General features: G+C 46.0%; 15 protein-coding genes. 12 read left to right on the top strand and 3 right to left on the bottom strand.

Going from position 1 to position 19,557, the window contains the following annotated elements; all coding sequences use genetic code 11:
• Positions 1–24: 24 nt before the first annotated feature.
• The 7 genes from L7E55_RS02210 to L7E55_RS02180 all read left to right on the top strand — a co-directional run bounded on the left by L7E55_RS02210 (position 25) and on the right by L7E55_RS02180 (position 9,564).
• A complete protein-coding gene (locus L7E55_RS02210; protein ID WP_277442355.1) occupies positions 25–1,272 on the top strand; it encodes a restriction endonuclease subunit S in 1,248 nt (415 codons plus the stop codon).
• A complete protein-coding gene (locus L7E55_RS02205; RefSeq protein ID WP_277442354.1) occupies positions 1,272–4,376 on the top strand; it encodes a type I restriction endonuclease subunit R in 3,105 nt (1,034 codons plus the stop codon). Before L7E55_RS02210 ends, L7E55_RS02205 begins: the two co-directional genes overlap by 1 nt.
• Positions 4,377–4,379: 3 nt before the next feature.
• A complete protein-coding gene (locus tag L7E55_RS02200) occupies positions 4,380–5,111 on the top strand; it encodes a M48 family metallopeptidase (protein ID WP_277442353.1) in 732 nt (243 codons plus the stop codon).
• 592 nt (positions 5,112–5,703) lie between these two features.
• Positions 5,704–6,192, top strand: coding sequence for a LysM peptidoglycan-binding domain-containing protein (locus tag L7E55_RS02195; protein WP_420851991.1), 489 nt, complete (start codon positions 5,704–5,706; stop codon positions 6,190–6,192).
• Positions 6,193–6,477: 285 nt separating this feature from the next.
• Complete coding sequence (locus L7E55_RS02190; RefSeq protein ID WP_277442351.1) at positions 6,478–7,161, top strand: response regulator transcription factor; 684 nt, start codon at positions 6,478–6,480, stop codon at positions 7,159–7,161.
• Positions 7,158–8,609 (top strand): sensor histidine kinase, encoded by a 1,452-nt coding sequence (locus tag L7E55_RS02185; RefSeq protein ID WP_277442350.1) that lies wholly within the window; start codon positions 7,158–7,160, stop codon positions 8,607–8,609. The genes L7E55_RS02190 and L7E55_RS02185 overlap by 4 nt, the downstream gene beginning before the upstream one ends.
• Positions 8,610–8,925: 316 nt before the next feature.
• Positions 8,926–9,564: a hypothetical protein gene (locus L7E55_RS02180; RefSeq protein ID WP_277442349.1), complete on the top strand. Its 639-nt coding sequence runs from the start codon at positions 8,926–8,928 to the stop codon at positions 9,562–9,564.
• A gap of 94 nt (positions 9,565–9,658) precedes the next feature.
• Here L7E55_RS02180 and L7E55_RS02175 read toward each other — a convergent pair whose 3' ends face one another.
• Positions 9,659–9,943 carry a hypothetical protein gene (locus L7E55_RS02175; RefSeq protein WP_277442348.1) on the bottom strand — a complete coding sequence of 95 codons (285 nt, stop codon included), beginning with the start codon at positions 9,941–9,943 and terminating at the stop codon, positions 9,659–9,661.
• 219 nt (positions 9,944–10,162) lie between these two features.
• Here L7E55_RS02175 and L7E55_RS02170 point away from each other — a divergent pair, with 219 nt between their 5' ends.
• The 5 genes from L7E55_RS02170 (at position 10,163) to L7E55_RS02150 (ending at position 16,546) form a co-directional block, all read left to right on the top strand.
• Positions 10,163–10,870 (top strand): response regulator transcription factor, encoded by a 708-nt coding sequence (locus tag L7E55_RS02170; RefSeq protein ID WP_277442347.1) that lies wholly within the window; start codon positions 10,163–10,165, stop codon positions 10,868–10,870.
• A 323-nt stretch (positions 10,871–11,193) separates the two neighbouring features.
• Complete coding sequence (locus tag L7E55_RS02165; RefSeq protein ID WP_277442346.1) at positions 11,194–13,383, top strand: ArnT family glycosyltransferase; 2,190 nt, start codon at positions 11,194–11,196, stop codon at positions 13,381–13,383.
• A gap of 19 nt (positions 13,384–13,402) precedes the next feature.
• Positions 13,403–14,380 (top strand): glycosyltransferase family 2 protein, encoded by a 978-nt coding sequence (locus L7E55_RS02160; RefSeq protein WP_277442345.1) that lies wholly within the window; start codon positions 13,403–13,405, stop codon positions 14,378–14,380.
• A complete protein-coding gene (locus L7E55_RS02155; RefSeq protein ID WP_277442344.1) occupies positions 14,370–14,786 on the top strand; it encodes a GtrA family protein in 417 nt (138 codons plus the stop codon). Before L7E55_RS02160 ends, L7E55_RS02155 begins: the two co-directional genes overlap by 11 nt.
• Positions 14,783–16,546: a glycosyltransferase 87 family protein gene (locus tag L7E55_RS02150; RefSeq protein WP_277442343.1), complete on the top strand. Its 1,764-nt coding sequence runs from the start codon at positions 14,783–14,785 to the stop codon at positions 16,544–16,546. Before L7E55_RS02155 ends, L7E55_RS02150 begins: the two co-directional genes overlap by 4 nt.
• A gap of 23 nt (positions 16,547–16,569) precedes the next feature.
• Here the strand turns inward: L7E55_RS02150 and L7E55_RS02145 are convergent, their stop codons facing one another.
• The gene (locus L7E55_RS02145; protein WP_277442342.1) at positions 16,570–18,009 is read right to left on the bottom strand and encodes a TrkH family potassium uptake protein; all 1,440 of its coding nucleotides are present in this window, start codon (positions 18,007–18,009) and stop codon (positions 16,570–16,572) included.
• On the bottom strand, positions 17,987–19,360 hold the full coding sequence (gene trkA / locus L7E55_RS02140) for a Trk system potassium transporter TrkA (protein WP_277442341.1): 1,374 nt from the start codon (positions 19,358–19,360) through the stop codon (positions 17,987–17,989). The genes L7E55_RS02145 and trkA overlap by 23 nt, the downstream gene beginning before the upstream one ends.
• Positions 19,361–19,557 lie beyond the last annotated feature (197 nt).

The following is a 19,557-nucleotide window of genomic DNA, read 5'->3' as shown; positions in this document are numbered from 1 at the left end:
CCTAAGTAAGTGTAGGTGCAAATATTGAAACCAGAGATAAAAAAGCGTATTGAGCAGATACAAAAAGATGTAGTTCCTACGGGGTATAAAAAGACCAAGGTGGGTATAGTGCCGAATGAGTGGGATGTAATACAACTCAAATATATTCTTGACCAAATAGAGAGAAAAGTAGCTAAACCAGAAGTAGGATATTGGCGTCTTGGTCTTAGGAGTCATGCTAAAGGGACTTTTCATGAATTTGTTGATGATCCTGATTCTATCGCTATGGAAGAACTGTTTTCAGTTGCCGAAAATGATTTAATTGTTAATATCACATTTGCATGGGAACATGCAATAGCGCTGGCAAATCAAGAAGATGAGGGCAAATTAGTGTCACATAGGTTTCCGACATATGTATTTAATGATAAAGCTTGTCCATTTTTTTATAAATATTATGTAATACAGCCTCGTTTCAAAAAGATGTTATCTGATATATCCCCAGGAGGGGCAGGAAGAAATAGAGTGATGAGCAAAAGTTCTTTTCAAAGACTTTTTGCTATTCACCCTCCCTTGCCGGAGCAAAAGAAGATTGCCGAAATTCTCTCTACATGGGACAAGTCTATAGAATTGAAAGAGAAGCTTATAGGAGAAAAAAAACAGCAAAAAAAGTGGCTGATGCAAAACCTGCTCACAGGTAAAAAACGTCTACCTGGTTTTACTGATGAGTTACAAAAGGTTAAATTGGGGGATGTTTGCAATGTCGTTATTGGGCAATCTCCTGATTCAAAGGCCTATAATAAGGATAGAGTTGGGATTCCTTTAATTCAAGGAAATGCGGACTGCCAAAAAGGGGTTACTAAACCTCGATTATGGACTACGCAAATAACTAAAACTTGTTATGCTGGTGATATTATTTTAACTATCAGAGCACCAGTGGGAGCGGTTGCTATAGCAAATCAAAAAGCATGCATTGGTAGAGGTGTCAGCGCTATTCGTCCCAAACATTGTCAGCGATATATGTATCAGTATTTATTAAGTATAGAAGATAAATGGTTAAAAGTATCGCAAGGTAGTACATTTGATGCTATCAGCGGAAATGAAATTAAGAAATTAAAGATAATATACCCATCAACAGAGGAGCAAACCGCCATAGCTGAAGTCCTATCCACTGCCGACCGTGAAATTGATCTGCATGAAAAGCAACTGGAGGAACTGAAAAAGCAGAAAAAAGCTCTTATGCAGCTATTGCTGACTGGTATGGTTAGAGTCAATACGCAGGAGGTTTCTTCTTGATGTTTGACCGCACAATATTCGATGAACGCCCGGAGAGTCAGAACCGGGCGATAAAGGTCTTAGAGAAATTAGGCTATCAGTACATACCGCGTTCTCAGGCGGAAATCTTGCGAGGGCGGCTTTCCAATGTGCTGTTCCCGGAAGTTTTGCGCGAGTTCCTGCAACGGCAGTCTTTTGTGTACAGGGGCAAGCGGACGCCTTTTTCCGGCCGGTCGATCGGCAAGGCGATTAATGACATCGACGCGCCGCTGGTTTCCGGCCTGATGTCGGCGAGCAGGACGATCTACGACCTGCTTGTCTCCGGCAACAGCTATGAGGAAGAGTTGTTCGACGGAGGACGCCAGTCCTTCGACTTGAAGTTTATCGACTGGGAGCAGCCGGCAAACAATATCTGGCACGTGACTGACGAATTCTCGGTGGAACGGCCGAACGGCAAATATGCGCGGCCGGATATCGTGCTGCACATCAACGGCATTCCCCTGGTGGTAATCGAGTGCAAGAAATCCAGCGTGGATGTTGAGCAGGGTGTCGCGCAGAACGTACGCAATTGGCAGCCCGGCTACATCCCCCAATTGTTCAAATTTTCCCAAATCGTCATGGCCATGAATCCCAATATTGTCAAATACGGCACCTGCGGCACGCTTTCCGAGTATTTTAGCGTATGGCGGGAAAGAGACTATCAGTGGCAGCAGGAAAAATGCCGCAACGTCAGCCCGGACGGATTGGTTAACGAACAGGATAGAACCATTGTTTCCTTGCTCTGCCGGGAGAGGTTGCTGGAATTAATTCGTTTTTTTGCCCTTTATGATAACAATGTGAAGAAGATAGGCCGCTACCAGCAGTTTTTCGGCATCCAGGCGGCTATGAAACGGATCAAAGGTGAAGACGACAAGAACACCAAAAGCGGTGTGATCTGGCATACGCAGGGCAGCGGCAAGTCTTTGACCATGGTCATGCTGGTTAAAAAAATCCTGGCTGATCCGGACTTTAAAAACCCCCGTTTTGTACTGGTCAATGACCGGATCAATCTGGACAAACAGCTTAGAGATAATTTTGCCAAAACTCAGCTTAACCCCATCCGGGCTAAAACAGGCAAAGGCCTGATAGATCTGCTAAATGACAAAAGCGTAACTATCATTACCACTCTGGTTCATAAATTTGACAAGGCGGCCAAAAGCAGAATTAAGATTAAAGACGGCAATATTTTCTTGCTGGTGGACGAGAGCCACCGCAGCCAGTACGGCCAACTGCACAACTTGATGATTGACGTGCTGCCCAACGCGATCAAGATCGGATTTACCGGCACGCCCCTGCTCAAGAAAGACAAGTTCAACACCTATAAAAGATTCGGGCCGCTTATAGACAGCTACCCGATTAACCGGGCGGTGGAAGACGGTGTCATTGTTCCTCTCGTCTATGAGGGCAGGATCATTCCCCAGGATGTGGCCGGTGAAAAGATAGACGATTACCTAAAATACATCATTGCGCCGTTAAACCCTGAGCGGCAAGAAGACATGAAGCGCAAGTGGAGCCGCTTTTTACCCCTGGCGCAGACTCGCCAGCGGATCGACATGGTGGCTTTCGATATACACGAGCACTTTACCAGCTACGCCAAGCCAAAGGGGTTAAAGGCCATGGTCGCGGCCTCGTCACGCCCGGCTGCCATTGACCTGCATAAATCAATCAAGAAGCTTGGCGGGGTGAAAACAGCGGTGGTGATATCGCCGGAAAATATTAATGAAGGTGAGGAGCTTACCGGCGAAAACAGGAAGAAAATAAAAGACTTTTTCAAAGAAGAGGTGGAGCCGCTCCACGGCTGCAACCACGAGGAATATGAGGACTGGGTCCAAAACAGCTTCATTGGCGGCGAAGATGTGGATATGTTGATCGTCAAGGACATGCTGCTGACCGGCTTTGACGCGCCGGTCGCCGCCGTGCTTTATGTGGACAAACCCATGAAAGAACATTCATTGCTGCAGGCCATCGCCCGGGTCAATCGCGTGTGCCCCGGCAAAGATTTCGGGCTTATCGTGGATTACTGGGGTATTTTTAGCAGGCTGAATACTGCCATGGATATGTATTCAGACGAAAAATCGGGCATGGACGGATATGATCAAGCCGATATAGAGAATGTTATTCTTGGCGCCGGTGATCAGAAGCTCAGATTGGAAAAGTCCCATCAGGAATTGTGGGCGGTATTCGAGGGGAAGGACTTTGATCGAAACAGTTCCGAGGGCTGGCAAAGCGTATTGGAGGATGTTAATTATAGAAAGCTTTTTTATGAGCGTCTTTCAATATTTTCCCGGTTATTGGACTTGGCTGTGGGGAGCTATGCTTTATATAGCGCCGTCGGATATGAACAAATGCAAAAATACAAGCAGGATTTGCTTCAATTTCAAAAGCTGCGCGGGGCGATTTTGCTCCGTTACAATGAAAAAGTGGATTTTAGCAGGTATGAAGACGGCATTCGCAGCCTGCTGAATAACTTTGTGCTTTCAGAACCGAGTCAAATAATTGTCGAGCCGGTTTCTATCCACGATCCCGTGGGGATGAAAGAGCAGCTTGAAAAACTGGACAGCAAAGCTGCCAAAGGTGACGCCATTCGCACGCGTATGGACAGGGAACTGGAAACCTGCCGTTATGACGACCCGTTGCTGCACAAGAAGTTTTCCGAACAGTTGAAAGAAACCCTTGAAGAATACAGGGCGTCGAGAAATGATGATTCTTATCTCTTTAAAATGGAGAAAATCGCGGATGATTTTAAGAAAGGTTATACCAGCCATCATTATCCGGCCTGTATAGACAATGACAGTGACGCGAAAGCTTTTTACGGATCGATTCAAAATATCATCGCCGCGGAAATAAAGGATATTTCGCCGGAAATAGATGAAGCGATGGGATATCTGGCTATTGAGGTGAAAAAGTCCATAGCCAACCGGGCTAAAGTTGACTGGCGGTTTAATACGGCGGTGCAAAAAGATATGACGCAAGTGCTTGACGATCTTATCTGGGATTTTATCGAAGAACACGGAATAGAACTGCCGGTCGAGAAAATTGACCTTATATTGGAAGGACTTATGACAACGGCGGTGAGAAGGTATTAGGCTATGAGCGTGAAAAAACTATGTTTTACAAAACCGTTGGGCGATGTTGAAGTATTTATTGAACGTAAAAGCGTAAAAAGAATCCGGCTGAAGGTGTTCCCTGACGGTGTCGTGAAGTTATCGGCGCCGCTTGGCGTGCCGGACAAATATCTGAATGATTTCCTCAAAAGCAAAACTGCCTGGATCGAAAAGTCTTTGAATTATTTTAAAGCGACGGCAGCGGATGAACTTGAAACAGAAATACGCAGCGGCACAACCACACGTATTCTGGGCAGGCAAATCAGAATCATGGTCGGTGAAGCAAATATACATAAAATAAAACAAGAGGGAGACTATGTTTATATTCAGTCTCCCGCCACCGGGGATAATAAAGCTTTACAAAAGCAATTTGGGCGCTGGTGGCGAAAACAGAGCAAAGCCTATTTTTTAGCGGCTATCGACAGACTGTATCCCATTATTGCCAAGCATGGCATCGATAAACCGGCGCTTCAGGTCAGAAGAATGAAAACCATTTGGGGCAGTTGCTCCAGAAGGCATGGAAAAATCAATCTTAATTATTATTTATACAAAGCTCCGCCACCTTGTGTTGATTATGTTGTTTTGCATGAGCTGGCGCACTTTCTTCATCCCAAGCATGATCAGGATTTTTATGGCTTTTTGACTGTGCATATGCCGGACTGGAAAGAGCGCAAAAGAATTCTTGATCACGAGGTTGTGAGGGGACTGGGTTACTAATTGAATTACAGCAAAGCGTCCGGGAAATCCCTGGAACTGGCCGACGTAACGTTTACAAGTTGGTTGTCCGGAAGTAAACAAATAGTATTTATATGATGTAACAAAATAGTATTATTTACCATATAGTAAAGTACTATAAAAATTTGGAGGAATCCTGATATAAGTTTATTTTTGCAACACTAATTGAAAGCCCTCTCACAAATAACTAGCCTAAAGGCCTCCGGGCTCCTATTTTATGCGTTCATCGACTGGACTAATCAAAGTTGAGAAGGATATAAAGACCTCAATTCAAACAGAACTGAGGGTCTTTTTTATTGCTTAAAAAATTATGCTTTTCGTGAATGAGTTTGAACAATTATAAGGGGCGAATATGAGCCGCGTTGCATGCCCAAAGGTCGCCAAAGACGATAAACAGTTGTCTTTGACCGCCATCTTGGCGTTATTATTCGAAATATTTGTCAAGGAATATGCTCATATTATGTTGAATTAAAAGGTATCGCAGGTTAAGTAGATTATGAAATAATGCAGTTAAACGTATTGCCTTTTTTGACGATAATTATTTATAGATAGCTTGTTAAGGGAGGCACCGTGGTTGAAAAGAATGGACGATAGTGAGATTATCGGTAAGGCCGTTAAGGATATAGAGGGGATGGATTTCCAGGAAACCAGGCCGGTTCTCATGCAAAAGAAATATTTAATATTAGGCTTAATAGTTACAGTTCTATTGATAATCATTGCCGGTATTGTTAGGATCTATATGTGTGAGACGTCTGAATCACCGACTCAAGCCGGGCAATTAAATGAGGATGAGGGATTTGTAACATTCAAAGAACAAGTCAAAGAACCGGTAAACCAGCAGCAGGAAAATCAGCAACCGGTAAATCAACAAACGCCTGCTGATGATATTATTTATTATAAAGTTCAAGAAGGTGACTGTTTTGAAAAGATTGCAATTTATTATTATGGCACGGAAAGTTACGCGTCTGAACTGGCCCGTTATAATAAAATTGATGTAGACAGTATCCTCAGTATAGGACAAACTATTAAGGCGCCGAAAGAAACCGATAAGCTGAAGCAATAGAGCCTTCGCCGCCATATTACTGATTAATAAAGGGTTATCGCTATCGGGGTGATAACCCTTTAGATTTTTTACGCGCTCATCAGTAAACAAGCTGGCTTCGTTGATATTCAACAGATTTTCAGTTTTTCTTCAGTATGGTTTCAGTTATAGCCTGGATAATAAAAGAAACAGGGACGCACCTCCCGACAAGGAGTGGGGACACACCTAACAAGGAATGGGGACACACCTCCTGTCAGAGGAATGTTCCCGATGAAATGTCCCTGATATAAAGGTGGTGGGTCAGAAATGCAACAATTAAAAGGAATTAAGATATTATTAGTGGATGATGAGCCGAATATTCTACAATTTCTGGAGCTTGGTCTGCAAAATGAGGGATTTGAGGTGCGAACCGCCCAGGAAGGTATGACGGCCATTAACCTGATGAAGCAATTCCAGCCGCATGTTGTCATACTTGATGTGATGATGCCGGGAATGGACGGTTTTGAAGTCTGCCGGATGCTTAAAAAAACGGAAAATGTGGCTGTGATCATGCTGACGGCCAAGGATGAAGTGGATGACCGGGTAAAGGGTCTTACCCTGGGAGCCGATGATTACATGGTAAAACCTTTTAGTTTTGAGGAACTGCTTGCCAGAATCTATGCCAGGATCCGCAATCAGTTTCCAAACTTGTTTGGGGAAGTCGTGATCGGGCCGTTTCATATTGATGACCGCCGCAAAGAGATCAAGCTCGAAGACCGGGTTTTGGAGTTATCGCCCACCGAATATAAGCTCCTCAAATTTTTAGTTCTTAATCATGGGTTGGTTATTAGTAAAACGATGATTTTGGAAAAAGTATGGGGCTATGATTTTGGCGGGGAGGAAAATATTGTTGAAGTGTATATTCGTTCTTTGCGGGATAAATTAAACGACAAAGACCATCAATTGATAAAAACCCTGCGCGGCTCAGGATACCGGGTTGATTTATCATGAGTCAAAAGCTAAGTGCGCAAATCAAAGCTTTTTTCGCTCCCAACTCGCTCCGGGTCCAACTTTTATCCCGGTCGCTGCTAATCCTCGCTGTTTTACTTGCGCTTATAGGCCTGTTTCAATATGTTTTTATGCGGGATGTTATTTACAGAAATAAGGCTTCCAGCATGCAGAGCCAGATAATGACGCTCGCCCCCGAGATAGGGCAGCGTTTCGGCTTGGGCCCGGAGTATGGGATGTTACGTCCGCCGCGTTTCTTTATTCCTGACGCGAATTTGGCCTTCATTGATCTGCAGGGCAACTATTCCGTTTTGTTCAACGGGCCCGACGGCATAAGTCCCCCAAGATTGGAACAACAAGAGTATATGGACGTGTTGAAGAAAAAACCGGGTCAGAACTACAAAATAGTTAATGATGCCGGGGGGGCGGAACAATTATTGGTGCTTCAACCGGTTTTTGATCGTGGGCAAATGCTTGGCGTCGTTCAAGTAAGTACTTTGACCAACCCGCTCAAGGAGTTGCTTATTCGCCAACTGCTCACTTTTTTGTTCCTTTCTCTAGTTGCGATGTTGTTCGGACTGCTTGGCTTTTTACCGATACTTAAAAAGACATTGGTGCCTTTATTTAACATGGTGGATACGGCGGAGCAAATCGATGCCGGGAATTTAGCCAGGCGTTTCCCGACCCGGCAAGGACAGATGGAAATTGACCGCTTGGCGGAATCCTTCAACGGCATGTTGGAGCGGCTGGAGGCCTCCTTTGAAGCGGAAAGAGAAACTAAAGAACAGATGCGCCGTTTTATAGCGGACGCCTCTCATGAACTGCGCACGCCGTTAACCTCTATTCACGGTTTTTTAGAGGTGCTGCTCCGCGGCGCGGCAAATCAGCCTGATCAATTGCACAAATCGTTAAAAAGCATGCATAGCGAATCGGAACGCCTCACTAAATTGGTGCATGATCTTCTCCTGTTGACTAAGCTTGACCGCGCGCCCCACATCGAGCTTAAGGAAGGTTTTTTAGATAACGTTGTCAAAGAGATGGAGCCGCAATTGCGTATCCTGGCGGGTGGCAGAAAGCTTGACTTATTGATCGAACCAAATATGAAATGCAAATATGATGTAGATAAAATGAAGCAGGTTATTTTAAATCTGTTTCATAACGCGGTGCAGCATACGGACCCGGAAAAAGGTCATATCCGGATTTCGCTATCCGGGCAAAGTGAAGGAGCGCTTCTGTCCTTTGAAGATAACGGGCCGGGAATCAGTGAAAGTCATCTCCCCCACGTGTTTGATCGTTTTTATCGCAGCGATTCCTCCCGTACGCGCAAATATGGCGGCGCCGGTTTAGGCCTGGCGATTACCAAATCCATTGTTAACGCTCATGGAGGAACCATTGATGTTGAAAGTAAAGAGGGAGAAGGGTGTTTGTTTCGCATCCGGCTACCCGTATAATTCGCTTTGGCAAGCAGAGTGAACAGAAAAGTACTTCCATAAATATACCGAGAGTAATTTAAAAAGAAGAGATCCCGCACCACTTTGACAGTGACACGGGATCTCTTTTTAAATTTGTTTTTCTTCAGCGTTTGTTCAGCTAATACTCAATAATTGTTCAGTTGCCTTTAAGGGAAAATTCAGCCAAAAGATGTATTATTGTGAAAGCATATAAAATACCGAGGAGGTGAAAGAGATTAGCAGGAAATAATCAGTCGTTTCAGTTTTTTAATCTTCCGGATGTGAAGTAACTAATTATGAGTGAAGGAGGAGGAATATGAGAAAGTTATCTGTAGCTACAATTGTTTTTTTAGTATTAATTAGTGTTGCCGCTTTGGCGGCGGCAGATGTGCAGGATAGTTTGGTCGGGAAAGTAGTGGAGGGAACATATCCGGTGGTTCTTAACAACAGTACTTTAGCAAAAGAGGCCATAGTGATTGACGGTACATCTTATCTGCCGGTTAGAGCTGTGGCGGAGGCTTTGAAAATGGATGTGAGCTTTGAAAACAACACAGTGATATTAAAAAGTACGGGTGCACCGGTTGTTAAACAGGGCTCAGGCCAACTGGGCGGCGGCCAACAAGGCGGTCCGATGGAGGACGTTGCCCAGATTCTTGGCATTACAACCGATGAACTTCGAAGTGAGTTGAAAGCCGGGACTACCCTGGAGCAGATTGCCAGCGACAAGGGAATAACTCTTGATCAACTTAAGGAGCAATGGTTGGCTAATAGAAAAACTGAGTTGGATAATCAGGTGTCTCAGGGGAAATTAACAGCGGAACAAGCCCAAAGCGTGTTGACTAGATTGGAGGATATAGATCTGAGTAAGCTGGGCACAGAGCCTGGAATGGGCGGAAACGGGCCTTCGGATGGGTCTTTACAGATGCCGCCTTCCGATGCTAATTATCAGAAATAATTTGATTTACCCCAAAATTGTAAAGGCTCAGATTGGATTACCCAATCTGAGCCTTACTGGCTGGCGCCAGCGTGGCGTTATGCAGTTGTTTTAATTAGGCGGTTTCATTAACAATATTCCCAACTTGATCGACGTTGGCATTTTGATGACTATTGAAAAGTGTATACATCTGTTTTTGGAAATCTTCCAGGGACAGACCTTTTTCTTCAATTATCGTTTGTAAGTCCTCGCCTGATTCTAGTAAAGTTTTTAGATCGTCGTATGAGATACCTATAACCTTTGCCGCATCGGTTAAAAAAGGATCTTTCTCATTCTTGTTATTAATGCTTTTCATGTTCATCATAAAATTAGTGGAGCTGATACTTTGAATTCCATTCATTTATATTTACCTCCTTAAAAGTGTGATTAATAATTTCTGCTACCCTCCTTTCAATACTGTGGCAAACCTGTGGCAAGAGGTGGGATGTGATGTTAAATATCCATCTTCACCGTTTTCTTCTTAACTTTTCATTTTATATAAATTTAATAAATAAATATCCACAAAACTGTGGCAAAATTGAGGCAACAATGTTAATAAAATAAATCAGGAGTGAGCTTTATGGATAAGAAGTTAATATATATAGCTGATGATGAGATAAATATTTGCAATATTATAAAGTCATTTCTCGTTAAAGAGGGGTATGAGGTTGAAGCTTTTTATGATGGACGCTCTGTTTATGAGGCTTTTAGTATCAGACCAGCGGATATGCTCATAATAGATATCATGATGCCGGAGATGGACGGTTATACTATTTGTTCGCTGCTCCGCCAAAAAAGCAATGTGCCTATTATCATTGTGTCTGCTAAAGATACCGAATCTGATAAGATAGCCGGGCTTAATATTGGTAGTGACGACTATCTTACAAAACCGTTTAGCCCCATGGAACTTATCGCCAGGGTGAAAAGTATTTTTAGAAGAATTGAATTTGACAAAAGCAACGTTGAAAATAATCATATTATAAAGATATTGGATATTTCTATAAATTCCGATACCAAAACGGCTGAGTTTGATAATAAAAACATCGGACTTACAGGAATGGAATTTTCATTGCTTTATTATCTAGTTATTAATAGAAACAGAGCTGTCAGCCGCAATGAACTTCTAGACAAAGTATGGGGATTTGAAAACTTAGTGGAAACCCGCGCGACAGACGATATGATCAAAAGAATACGGAAAAAGCTCTCTAATGCAGGTTCAGCTCTAAAAATTGATACAGTATGGGGATTTGGCTTCAAAATAATAGATAAGACCAACGGTAGAGTGTAATGAAGAGGAACACAATTAAATGGAGAATTTTTAAATTTAACTGGTTCGGAAGGCAAATAAGAAATGTTTTGGCAATGGGAGGCAATAGAGGGAGGCAAAAGGGAATCATCGTCCCTATTGCCTCCTTCTGGTTATTGGATAAGTGACTTTGGGGCATATATAAGCGGCGATTTGTTCAGTGGATATTCAGCTAATACTCAATCAACGTTCAGTTGCCGTTAAGGGAGAATTCAGCCAAAAGGCGTATTATTTAATAGTAAACAACCGGGACATTATGGCGGGTTGCTTAAGGCTGCGGCCAAACATTGCGGATAAAGGGGGAGATGAAAGTAAAAACGAGGAAATTTCAGCATTTAGATATTATCCTGATTGGCACTGCTTTACTAGCCGCTTTCTTAAATATTTATAAAATCTGGAATGACCAGAACGCCAACGCCTATTATACTGCGGCGGTAACCAGCATGCTGCAGAGTTGGCACAATTTTTTCTACGCTTCTTTAGATCCTGGCGGGTACGTTACGGTGGATAAACCGCCGGTCACTTTTTGGGTCCAGACGTTATTCGCCTATATTTTCGGGGTTCACGGGTGGAGCGTGATTCTCCCGCAAGCTTTGGCCGGTATCGGTTCCGTATTTTTGATGTATTTTCTGGTTAAGCCAACATATGGCAGAACTGCCGCGCGATTAGCCAGTTTAATAATGGCATGTACTCCAATCGCGGTTGCGGTGAGCCGGACGAACAATATTGACAGCTTGTTGGTATTTACACTCCTCCTGGCCACCTGGATGTTGTTCCGGGGAATTCGTGAACAGAAATTGTCGTGGCTTTTTGGCGCCTTTGCCATGATCGGTGTAGGCTTTAATATGAAGATGCTGCAGGCTTACATGGTTGTTCCGGCTTTTTACGTGTTTTACCTGCTGGCTTTCAAATGTGAATGGAAAAAGAAACTGGCTGTGCTTGCGGCGGCGACAGTAATCATGTCTGTAGTTACTGTGTCCTATGCGGTGGTCGTTGATATGGTTCCGGAGGATAACCGGCCATACGTCGGCGGCAGCCAAACAAACTCCGTATTGGAGCTTGCCTTCGGGTATAACGGGATAGCCCGCTTGAGAGGGATGGGTCGGGGAGGCATGGGTCCTGGCGGCGCGCCGCCGGATCAAGGTCAAACAAGGCAGGGGGACATAACACAGGAGCGGCGGCAAATGCGGCAGGATGAGAATGATATGCCTGAGCGGCAGCAGATGCCTCAGGACGGGTACAATATGCCTGGCGGGCAGCAGATGCAATGGGACGGGAACGGCACGTCCGACGGACAGCAGATGCAGCAGGGCGGGAATAACATGTCCGGCCAGCAGCAAGTGCCGCCTGACGGAAACTACATGCCGGGAGGCTTCGACCCTGAGGGTAATGGAGGACCGGGCCAAATGCCTGGCGGGGGTGGACCGCCAGGACAAGGTGGCGGTGGTATGTTCGGAACCGGTCAGGCCGGGCCGCTGCGTTTGTTCCAATCCGAACTGTCCGGGCAAGCCAGTTGGCTGCTGCCTTTTGTAGCGTTTGCTTGCGCCGGACTGCTGGCAGGCATGCGCTTAAGAAAGCTGACTGCCAAACAAAATGAGGCTTTATTCTGGCTGGCCTGGCTGCTCCCGGCAATGGCGTTTTTCAGCGTAGCGGGTTTCTTCCATCACTATTACCTGATTATGCTCGCCCCCCCGATCGCGGCGCTGGCAGGAGCAGGCTGGGTAGAGCTTTGGAACCAGTACCGCGGCAAAGAGGGCTGGAAAAGGTGGCTTTTGCCGGCGGGCCTGCTGGCTGCCACGGCTTTTGAACTATATATATTGCAGCCTTATCAAAAGCAAATCGGCGCGGGATGGTTAACCGGCATCGGAGTCGCGGGAATCGGGCTGGCGCTGGTATTGCTGCTCGCCGCGAAGAAAGAAAAGCTGGCGCCGATCGCCGCGGTGGCCGGGATGCTGGTATTGCTGGTGGCGCCGTTATACTGGGCGGCTACTCCGCTTCTTTATGGCGACAACTACATGATGCCGCAAGCCGGTCCAAGCAAACAGGGATTCGGTCAGAGGCAGGGCATGGGTGGCGGCGGCATGAACTCTAGTATCAATACCAAGTTGCTCGATTATGTAACCAGGAATAACACGGGGGAAGCGTACCTTTTTATGACTCCGGAAGCATCCACGGCTGAATCTTATATTATTGAGACCGGAAAAGCTGTTGTCGCCATGGGTGGGTTTAGCGGTTCGGACCCAATCCTAACAATTGAGAAGTTGGAACAAATGGTGGCAGATAAGAAGGTGAAATATTTCCTGATACCCTCGTCCGGTTCAGGCGGCAGAGGCGGCAGCAGCGAAGTGATGGATTGGATCCGTGCCAACAGCACGGAGGTTCCCAAAGAAGAGTGGCAGTCAAACGCTGCCCAGAATGGTCCACAAGATGGTCCTCAAGGTGGTCGTCCGATGGGAATGGGGAATAATGAGACATTGTACGAAATTAACATCTAAAAATAAAGGATGAGGTGTGATGAAGAAAAACGTTCGACATACCATTATCATTCCGGTCTATAACGAAGAGGCAGTTATAAATGAAACCTATCGCCGGCTGACGCGGGTGATGGAATCCACCGGCGAACCTTATGAATTGTTATTTGTTAATGATGGAAGCCGGGACCGGACGGCGGAACTGATCGAAGGATTCGCCGAATCGGACGGGTGTGTGAAGCTGCTTGATTTCTCGCGCAATTTCGGGCATCAGATAGCGATAACCGCGGGCATGGATTATGCCCGCGGGGAAGCCATCGTGATTATCGACGCCGATTTGCAGGATCCGCCCGAACTGATCCCGCTAATGATTGATAAATGGAAAGAAGGCTATGAAGTTGTCTATGCGCAGCGTTCGAAAAGGAAAGGGGAGACGCTGTTTAAAAAGTGGACTGCTGCCATGTTCTACCGCACCCTGCGCGCGCTGACCGAGGTAAACATCCCACTTGATACCGGCGACTTCCGCCTGATCGACCGGAAAGTTTGCGATGCTATGCGCAGCGTCCGGGAGAAAAACCGCTTCGTCCGCGGTCTGGTCAGCTGGGTAGGCTTCCGTTCAACAGCCATTGAGTATGTCCGGGAAGAACGATTTGCTGGAGAAACAAAATATCCGTTGAAGAAAATGCTTCGCTTTTCGTTGGACGGGATTACGTCTTTCTCCCATAAACCTTTGAAGTTGGCCACATATCTTGGTTTTGTGATTTCGTTCGCCAGTTTTATTTATCTGGTTGTCTCAGTAGCCCAAAGATTATTTAATATCGGTGTTGTTGCCGGATGGTCGCCGCTTGTAGCCTGCCTGCTGCTGCTGGACGGCGTGGTCTTGATCATTTTGGGCATCCTCGGAGAGTATGTCGGCAGAATTTACGACGAAACGAAAAACCGGCCGCTGTATATTCTCCGGAATAAGCAAGAAGTAGAAGAGGCAAAGCCTGAGATTGAGGTGATTTGTGGTGTTCTCTAATAAGTACAGGATTATCCAGTTCCTGCGTTTCTGCACCGTCGGGTTGGGAAACACGGCTGTGGATTTTACCGCCTTTTTTCTTCTGAATCTCGCCGGGGTTCCGTATCTGCTTGCCCAGGTGCTGTCCTATTCAGCCGGTGTCGTGAATAGTTACTTTTTCAATCGCAAGTGGACGTTCCGGGTTGCCAGGAAAGCTAATCTCCAGGAGGCCGCTAGTTTTATCGTCGTGAACGGGTTTTCCTTACTGGTGTCGTCCAGTCTGCTTGCCGTATTGCACGATGTAAATCATCTGAATCTTTGGTTCTGCAAGGTGGCGGCCACAGGGGCCGGCATCATTGTTAACTTTATCGGAAGCCGGCTTTGGGTATTTGCGGAAAGCCAAAAAACCAGGGGCGAATTATCATGAGCGGCCGGATGGCGTTTTTAAAGAAGCATATAGTGAAAATAAGCTTGCTGCTAATAGTTCTGTCAACAGGGTTATTATGCTTTTACGCGGTAAAAAACTACAGCGGTAATACCACCTCGCCCCAAAGCCGCATTGAAACCCGTAATTTTATACCGGGTGAAAGAAACGGCGCTGAAACTCGCAATCCCCCCCAGGGTGAAAGAAACCGGCAGCCTGAGTCAACCAACCAATTGCCCGGGGGGCAGCCGGATTTTAATTCGACCCAGCGTACGGCGCCTCCCAATGGGCGCGTAATGGGGGGAATTACCAGCGCGGGTATCAAGTACTCTCCGCAGATTGTCACATATTCAGTAATATTTTTAGCTTTATTCATCGCGGCATATTATTTTCTTATATGCAAAAAGATGAAAATCCGCCCCGGCCATGAAAGAATATTGATATTTACCTTGCTTTGCGCAGGGTTGCTGTTACGAATTTCCGCCGCCACATTGACGGATGGACATCCTTTTGACATGAGTCTTTTCAAAAACTGGGCCACCGCCGCCGCGAACAATCTCTTTCAAGTTTATTCGAGTTCCAGGTCGAGCGACTACCCGCCATTGTACATGTATATTTTGTTTTTGATCGGCAAGGTTGCCGGCATGCAGGCAATGAGTCCGTATTATACGCTGCCTTTGAGGCTGCCGTCGATATTGGCTGACATTGCCACGTCATACCTTATATACAAGCTGGCCGTCAAATACTTGTCCCGGGAAATCAGCATCCTGGTATCCGCCTTTTATATCTTTAACCCGGCAATCTTTATCAATTCTACCTTTTGGGGACAGGTGGATTCATTCTTCACCTTAATTGTTGTATCCTCGTTTTATCTGCTTTCGGAAAAAAAGACCGGCCTTTCTTCCGCCTTGTTTACAGCCGCCGTGTTGATGAAGCCGCAAGGTATTATATTTCTTCCGGTGCTTTTCTTTGAGCTGATCAGGGGGAAGAGCTTTAAGAACTTCCTGACAGCGGCAGCCTTCGCCTTGAGTACGGCCGTTATCATCATCCTGCCGTTTACTCTGAACAAAGGTGCGCTGTGGATCTTCAAGCTCTTTTCAAATACTATGGCGGAGTATCCTTATGCCTCCGTAAACGCGTTCAATTTCTTCAGCTTGATTGGGAAAAACTATATAAAGGACGGGACTACCGCGTTTTTGTTGAGCTATCATAACTGGGGAATGATTTTTATTGTCATAGTCACAGCTTTTTCATGGTTTATTTACATTAAAGGAAACAGCCGGGCATTTGCTTGCGCGGCAGCGCTGCTCCAGATAGCTGGCGTATTCATGTTTTCCACCAGGATGCATGAAAGATATTTGTTTCCCGCTGTCGCCCTGTCGATTTTAGCTTTCATCTATCTCAAGGATAAAAGGCTGCTGCTGTTGTCCGCCGGATTCAGCACAACCGTATATATAAATACCCATGTGGTTCTCTTTGAGACGGGCAAAGGAATAAATTCCATATCCTTTAGCCCTGTTCTTATATGCACTTCGTTTTTGAACGTGTTGTTGTTTTTCTATCTTGTCAAGGTTTTATTTGATATCGCTGTTAAGAAAAGGATTCACACTTCTAGTATGCTAAGTACTTTTTTTTATCAGTTTAAGAAAATCATTCAACTTATATATCCCAGCGTCATTGCCTGGTTCTTGTTCCCGAATGACCTCCAGAATGTTTATTTCGTTGTTCTTCAGTATGGAGAACAACTTTTTTTCTTGTTTTAAGATGAACGCTGTGTAAATTTATGCTACCGCCAAAAACGGGTGCTGAAAACCACCAGGACGGTATAGATTTCCAATCGCCCAACCAACATGCAGAATGAGAGAAGAAGTTTACCGGAGTCCGGCAGGATAGCGTAGTTGGTCATGGGGCCGACCAGTCCCAGACCTGGCCCGACGTTGCCCAGAGTGGCCGCTACGGCGTAAGCGGCACTGACCAGATCGAAGCCCAGAGTAGTGATATATAAGGTGGATACGCCAAAAATGAGCATATATAGGAAGAAGAAGGTCTGAACGTTTTCAACAACTTCATCGGGGACCACTTGACGTCCCAGCCGGACCGGAACGACAGCCTGGGGGTGCAGAAGTTTCAAAATTTGCCGGGCGGCGCTCTTGAAGAGTATAAGAAAGCGCACGTTCTTAATGGCGCCGCCGGTTGAGCCGGCGCAGCCGCCGACGAACATTAACAGTAACAAGATAATCTTGCTGAAATCAGGCCAGCGATCAAAGTCCGCTGTTACATAGCCGGTAGTGGTTATAATGGAGGAAACAGTAAAAAAGGAAGAGCGGAACGCTTCACTCGGAGTATAGCCCAGTGTATTAAAAGCGTTTAGGGCGATAAGCGCGGTGCTGACTGCAATAATGCCCAGGTAGAGCTTAGTCTCAGGGTCCTTTAGTAAAGCTTTAAAATTACCGCGCATGATGCTGTAGTGCAGGGCGAAGTTCATGCCGCAAATGCTCATGAAAAAAATCACGATGTATTCTATAGCCGGACTGTTGTAAGCGCCTATACTGGCGTTTTTGCAGGAAAAGCCGCCTGTGCCCACCGAACCGAAGGTGTGAATGAAGGAGTCGAACAGCGGCATTCCGGCCAGGACGAGAAGGATTACCTCCGTTGCTGTTATCAGCATGTAGACTTTCCAAAGTTGTCTGGTGGTCTGAAGAATGCGGGGCAGCACCTTGCTCTTGGTGGGGCCGGGCACCTCAGCCTTATATAGCTGCATGGCGGCGACCTTTAAAGACGGGATGAGCGCCAGGATGAGCACGATGGTACCCATGCCGCCCAGGAAATGGGTGAAACTCCGCCAGAACAGGATCCCGTGCGGCAGGATTTCCACGTTGGGGATCACCGAGGCGCCGGTGGTAGTAAAGCCGGACATTGTTTCGAAAAAGGCGTCGTAAAAAGTGGTTAAAGTGCCGGACAGGAGAAAAGGAATGCCGCCACAGGCTGCGGTAACCAGCCAGGTCATGGTGGCTATGGCAAATCCCTCGCGGTATCCGACATCTTTATTCCTGACGCGGATCAGCGTTAACAAAAAGCCCGGTACTGCCAGTAGAAGAATGCTGTAGAGAAAGGGTAGCATGTCCGGTTCCTTGTAGTACAGGGAAAGGAAGAAGGACGGCAGCATGGCCCCGGCTTCACATATTAGTACCAGCCCCAGGGTTCTAATAATAAGGTTTTTGTTCAAGCGGAGATCCTCCCAGGTTGAATAGGTTCTCAATAATGTGCATGATATGCCCGAGAGCGAATACCACCAGGCGATCATTTTCCAAAATTACGTCGTTGCCCTCTGGAATTATAGTATCCTCACCGCGAATTATAGCCCCGATGATGACTCCCTTGGGCATTCCCGAGTTCTTCAAAGCTTTGCCGGCAATTTTGGTGCCGGGCTGGACGATTATTTCGAATACTTCGGCTTGACCATTCAGAAGAAGGAACAGGGAGAGAAGACGGCCGCCCCGGATGAAGCGCAGGATCTCACTGACCATGTTCAATCGCGGGCTAATGGCGGCGTCCACCCCTAATCTTTCCACCATAGAAGTATAGCTCGGCCGGCTGACCTTGGCTACCACCCTTTTGGCTCCCATCTGTTTGGCCAACAAGGCGAGCAGGAGGTTTTCCTCGTCTATACCGGTCACCGCTACGAATCCGTCAGTTTCTTTAAGACCTTCACGTTTTAAGATTTCAATGTCCGAACCGTCGCCCTGCAGGACCAGCGTTTCCGGCAGGCTCTCAGCCAAGTCCCGGCAGCGCTCCAGGTTTTGCTCGATAATTTTTACCCGGATGCCCTGGGAGTTGAGTTTTTCCGCCAGGTAGTAAGAGATTCTGCCGCCTCCCAAAATGATCACATCCTGCATTTTTTGCTTCTTCTTTTTAATCTTCATACAAAACTTGTTTACACTTTCAGAATGACCGAGCAAATAAATGGTATCGCCGGACAGAATGATGTCTTTCCCGCCGGGTATGACCATTTCCCCACGGCGTGAAATGGCCACGATCAGGCAAGCCCTGGGCAGTTCCACGTCTTTTATTTTCCTGCTGACAAAAGCTGTCATAGTTTCATCTACCGTGACGTCTGCCATCAGGATCTTACCGTCGGCAAAGAGTTCGGTGTGAACAGGCAGGGCTACTGTCAGGAGCCGGCTGATTTCCATGGCCGCGGCGTATTCCGGGTTTACCACCAGGTCGAGACCCATGTCCTCTTTGGAGACGATCAGGTCGCGGGCGTGGTCCGGGTCCCTGATCCGGGCGACTGTCCTTGGTATGTTCATTTTTTTAGCCATCATGCAGGCGATCATGTTGATTTCGTCGCTGTTCGTTACCGCCACCAGGAGGTCACTTCCAGCCACCTCTGGAGACTTCAGTATCCGGGCGCTGGAACCATTCCCTTTCATCGCGATGACGTCCAAATTGTTTTCGTATATCTTGGACAATTTAGATTCATCCTTATCAATGACCAGAATGTCATGTCCCTCTTCACAGAGTCGCCGGATGATCTCCATGCCCACTTTTCCTAATCCAATTACGGTGATTTTCATACAATTACTCCTACTTTAACAATTTCCTTTTGGATAGCTAAATATCGGAATTCTTATTCACTAAATTAATTTATATAAAGTTAAATTGAATGCGATTTTCTCAGATCTCAAAATTCAAAAATCATTTTACGTTATTATATAATAATCGACAAGAAATAAAATGTCGAGTTTTAGTTATCATCTGTAATTAAAAGTTT

Source organism: Pelotomaculum isophthalicicum JI (assembly GCF_029478095.1).
GTDB classification, from domain to species: domain Bacteria; phylum Bacillota; class Desulfotomaculia; order Desulfotomaculales; family Pelotomaculaceae; genus Pelotomaculum_D; species Pelotomaculum_D isophthalicicum.
This window is presented reverse-complemented; position numbering and strand designations above follow the sequence as displayed.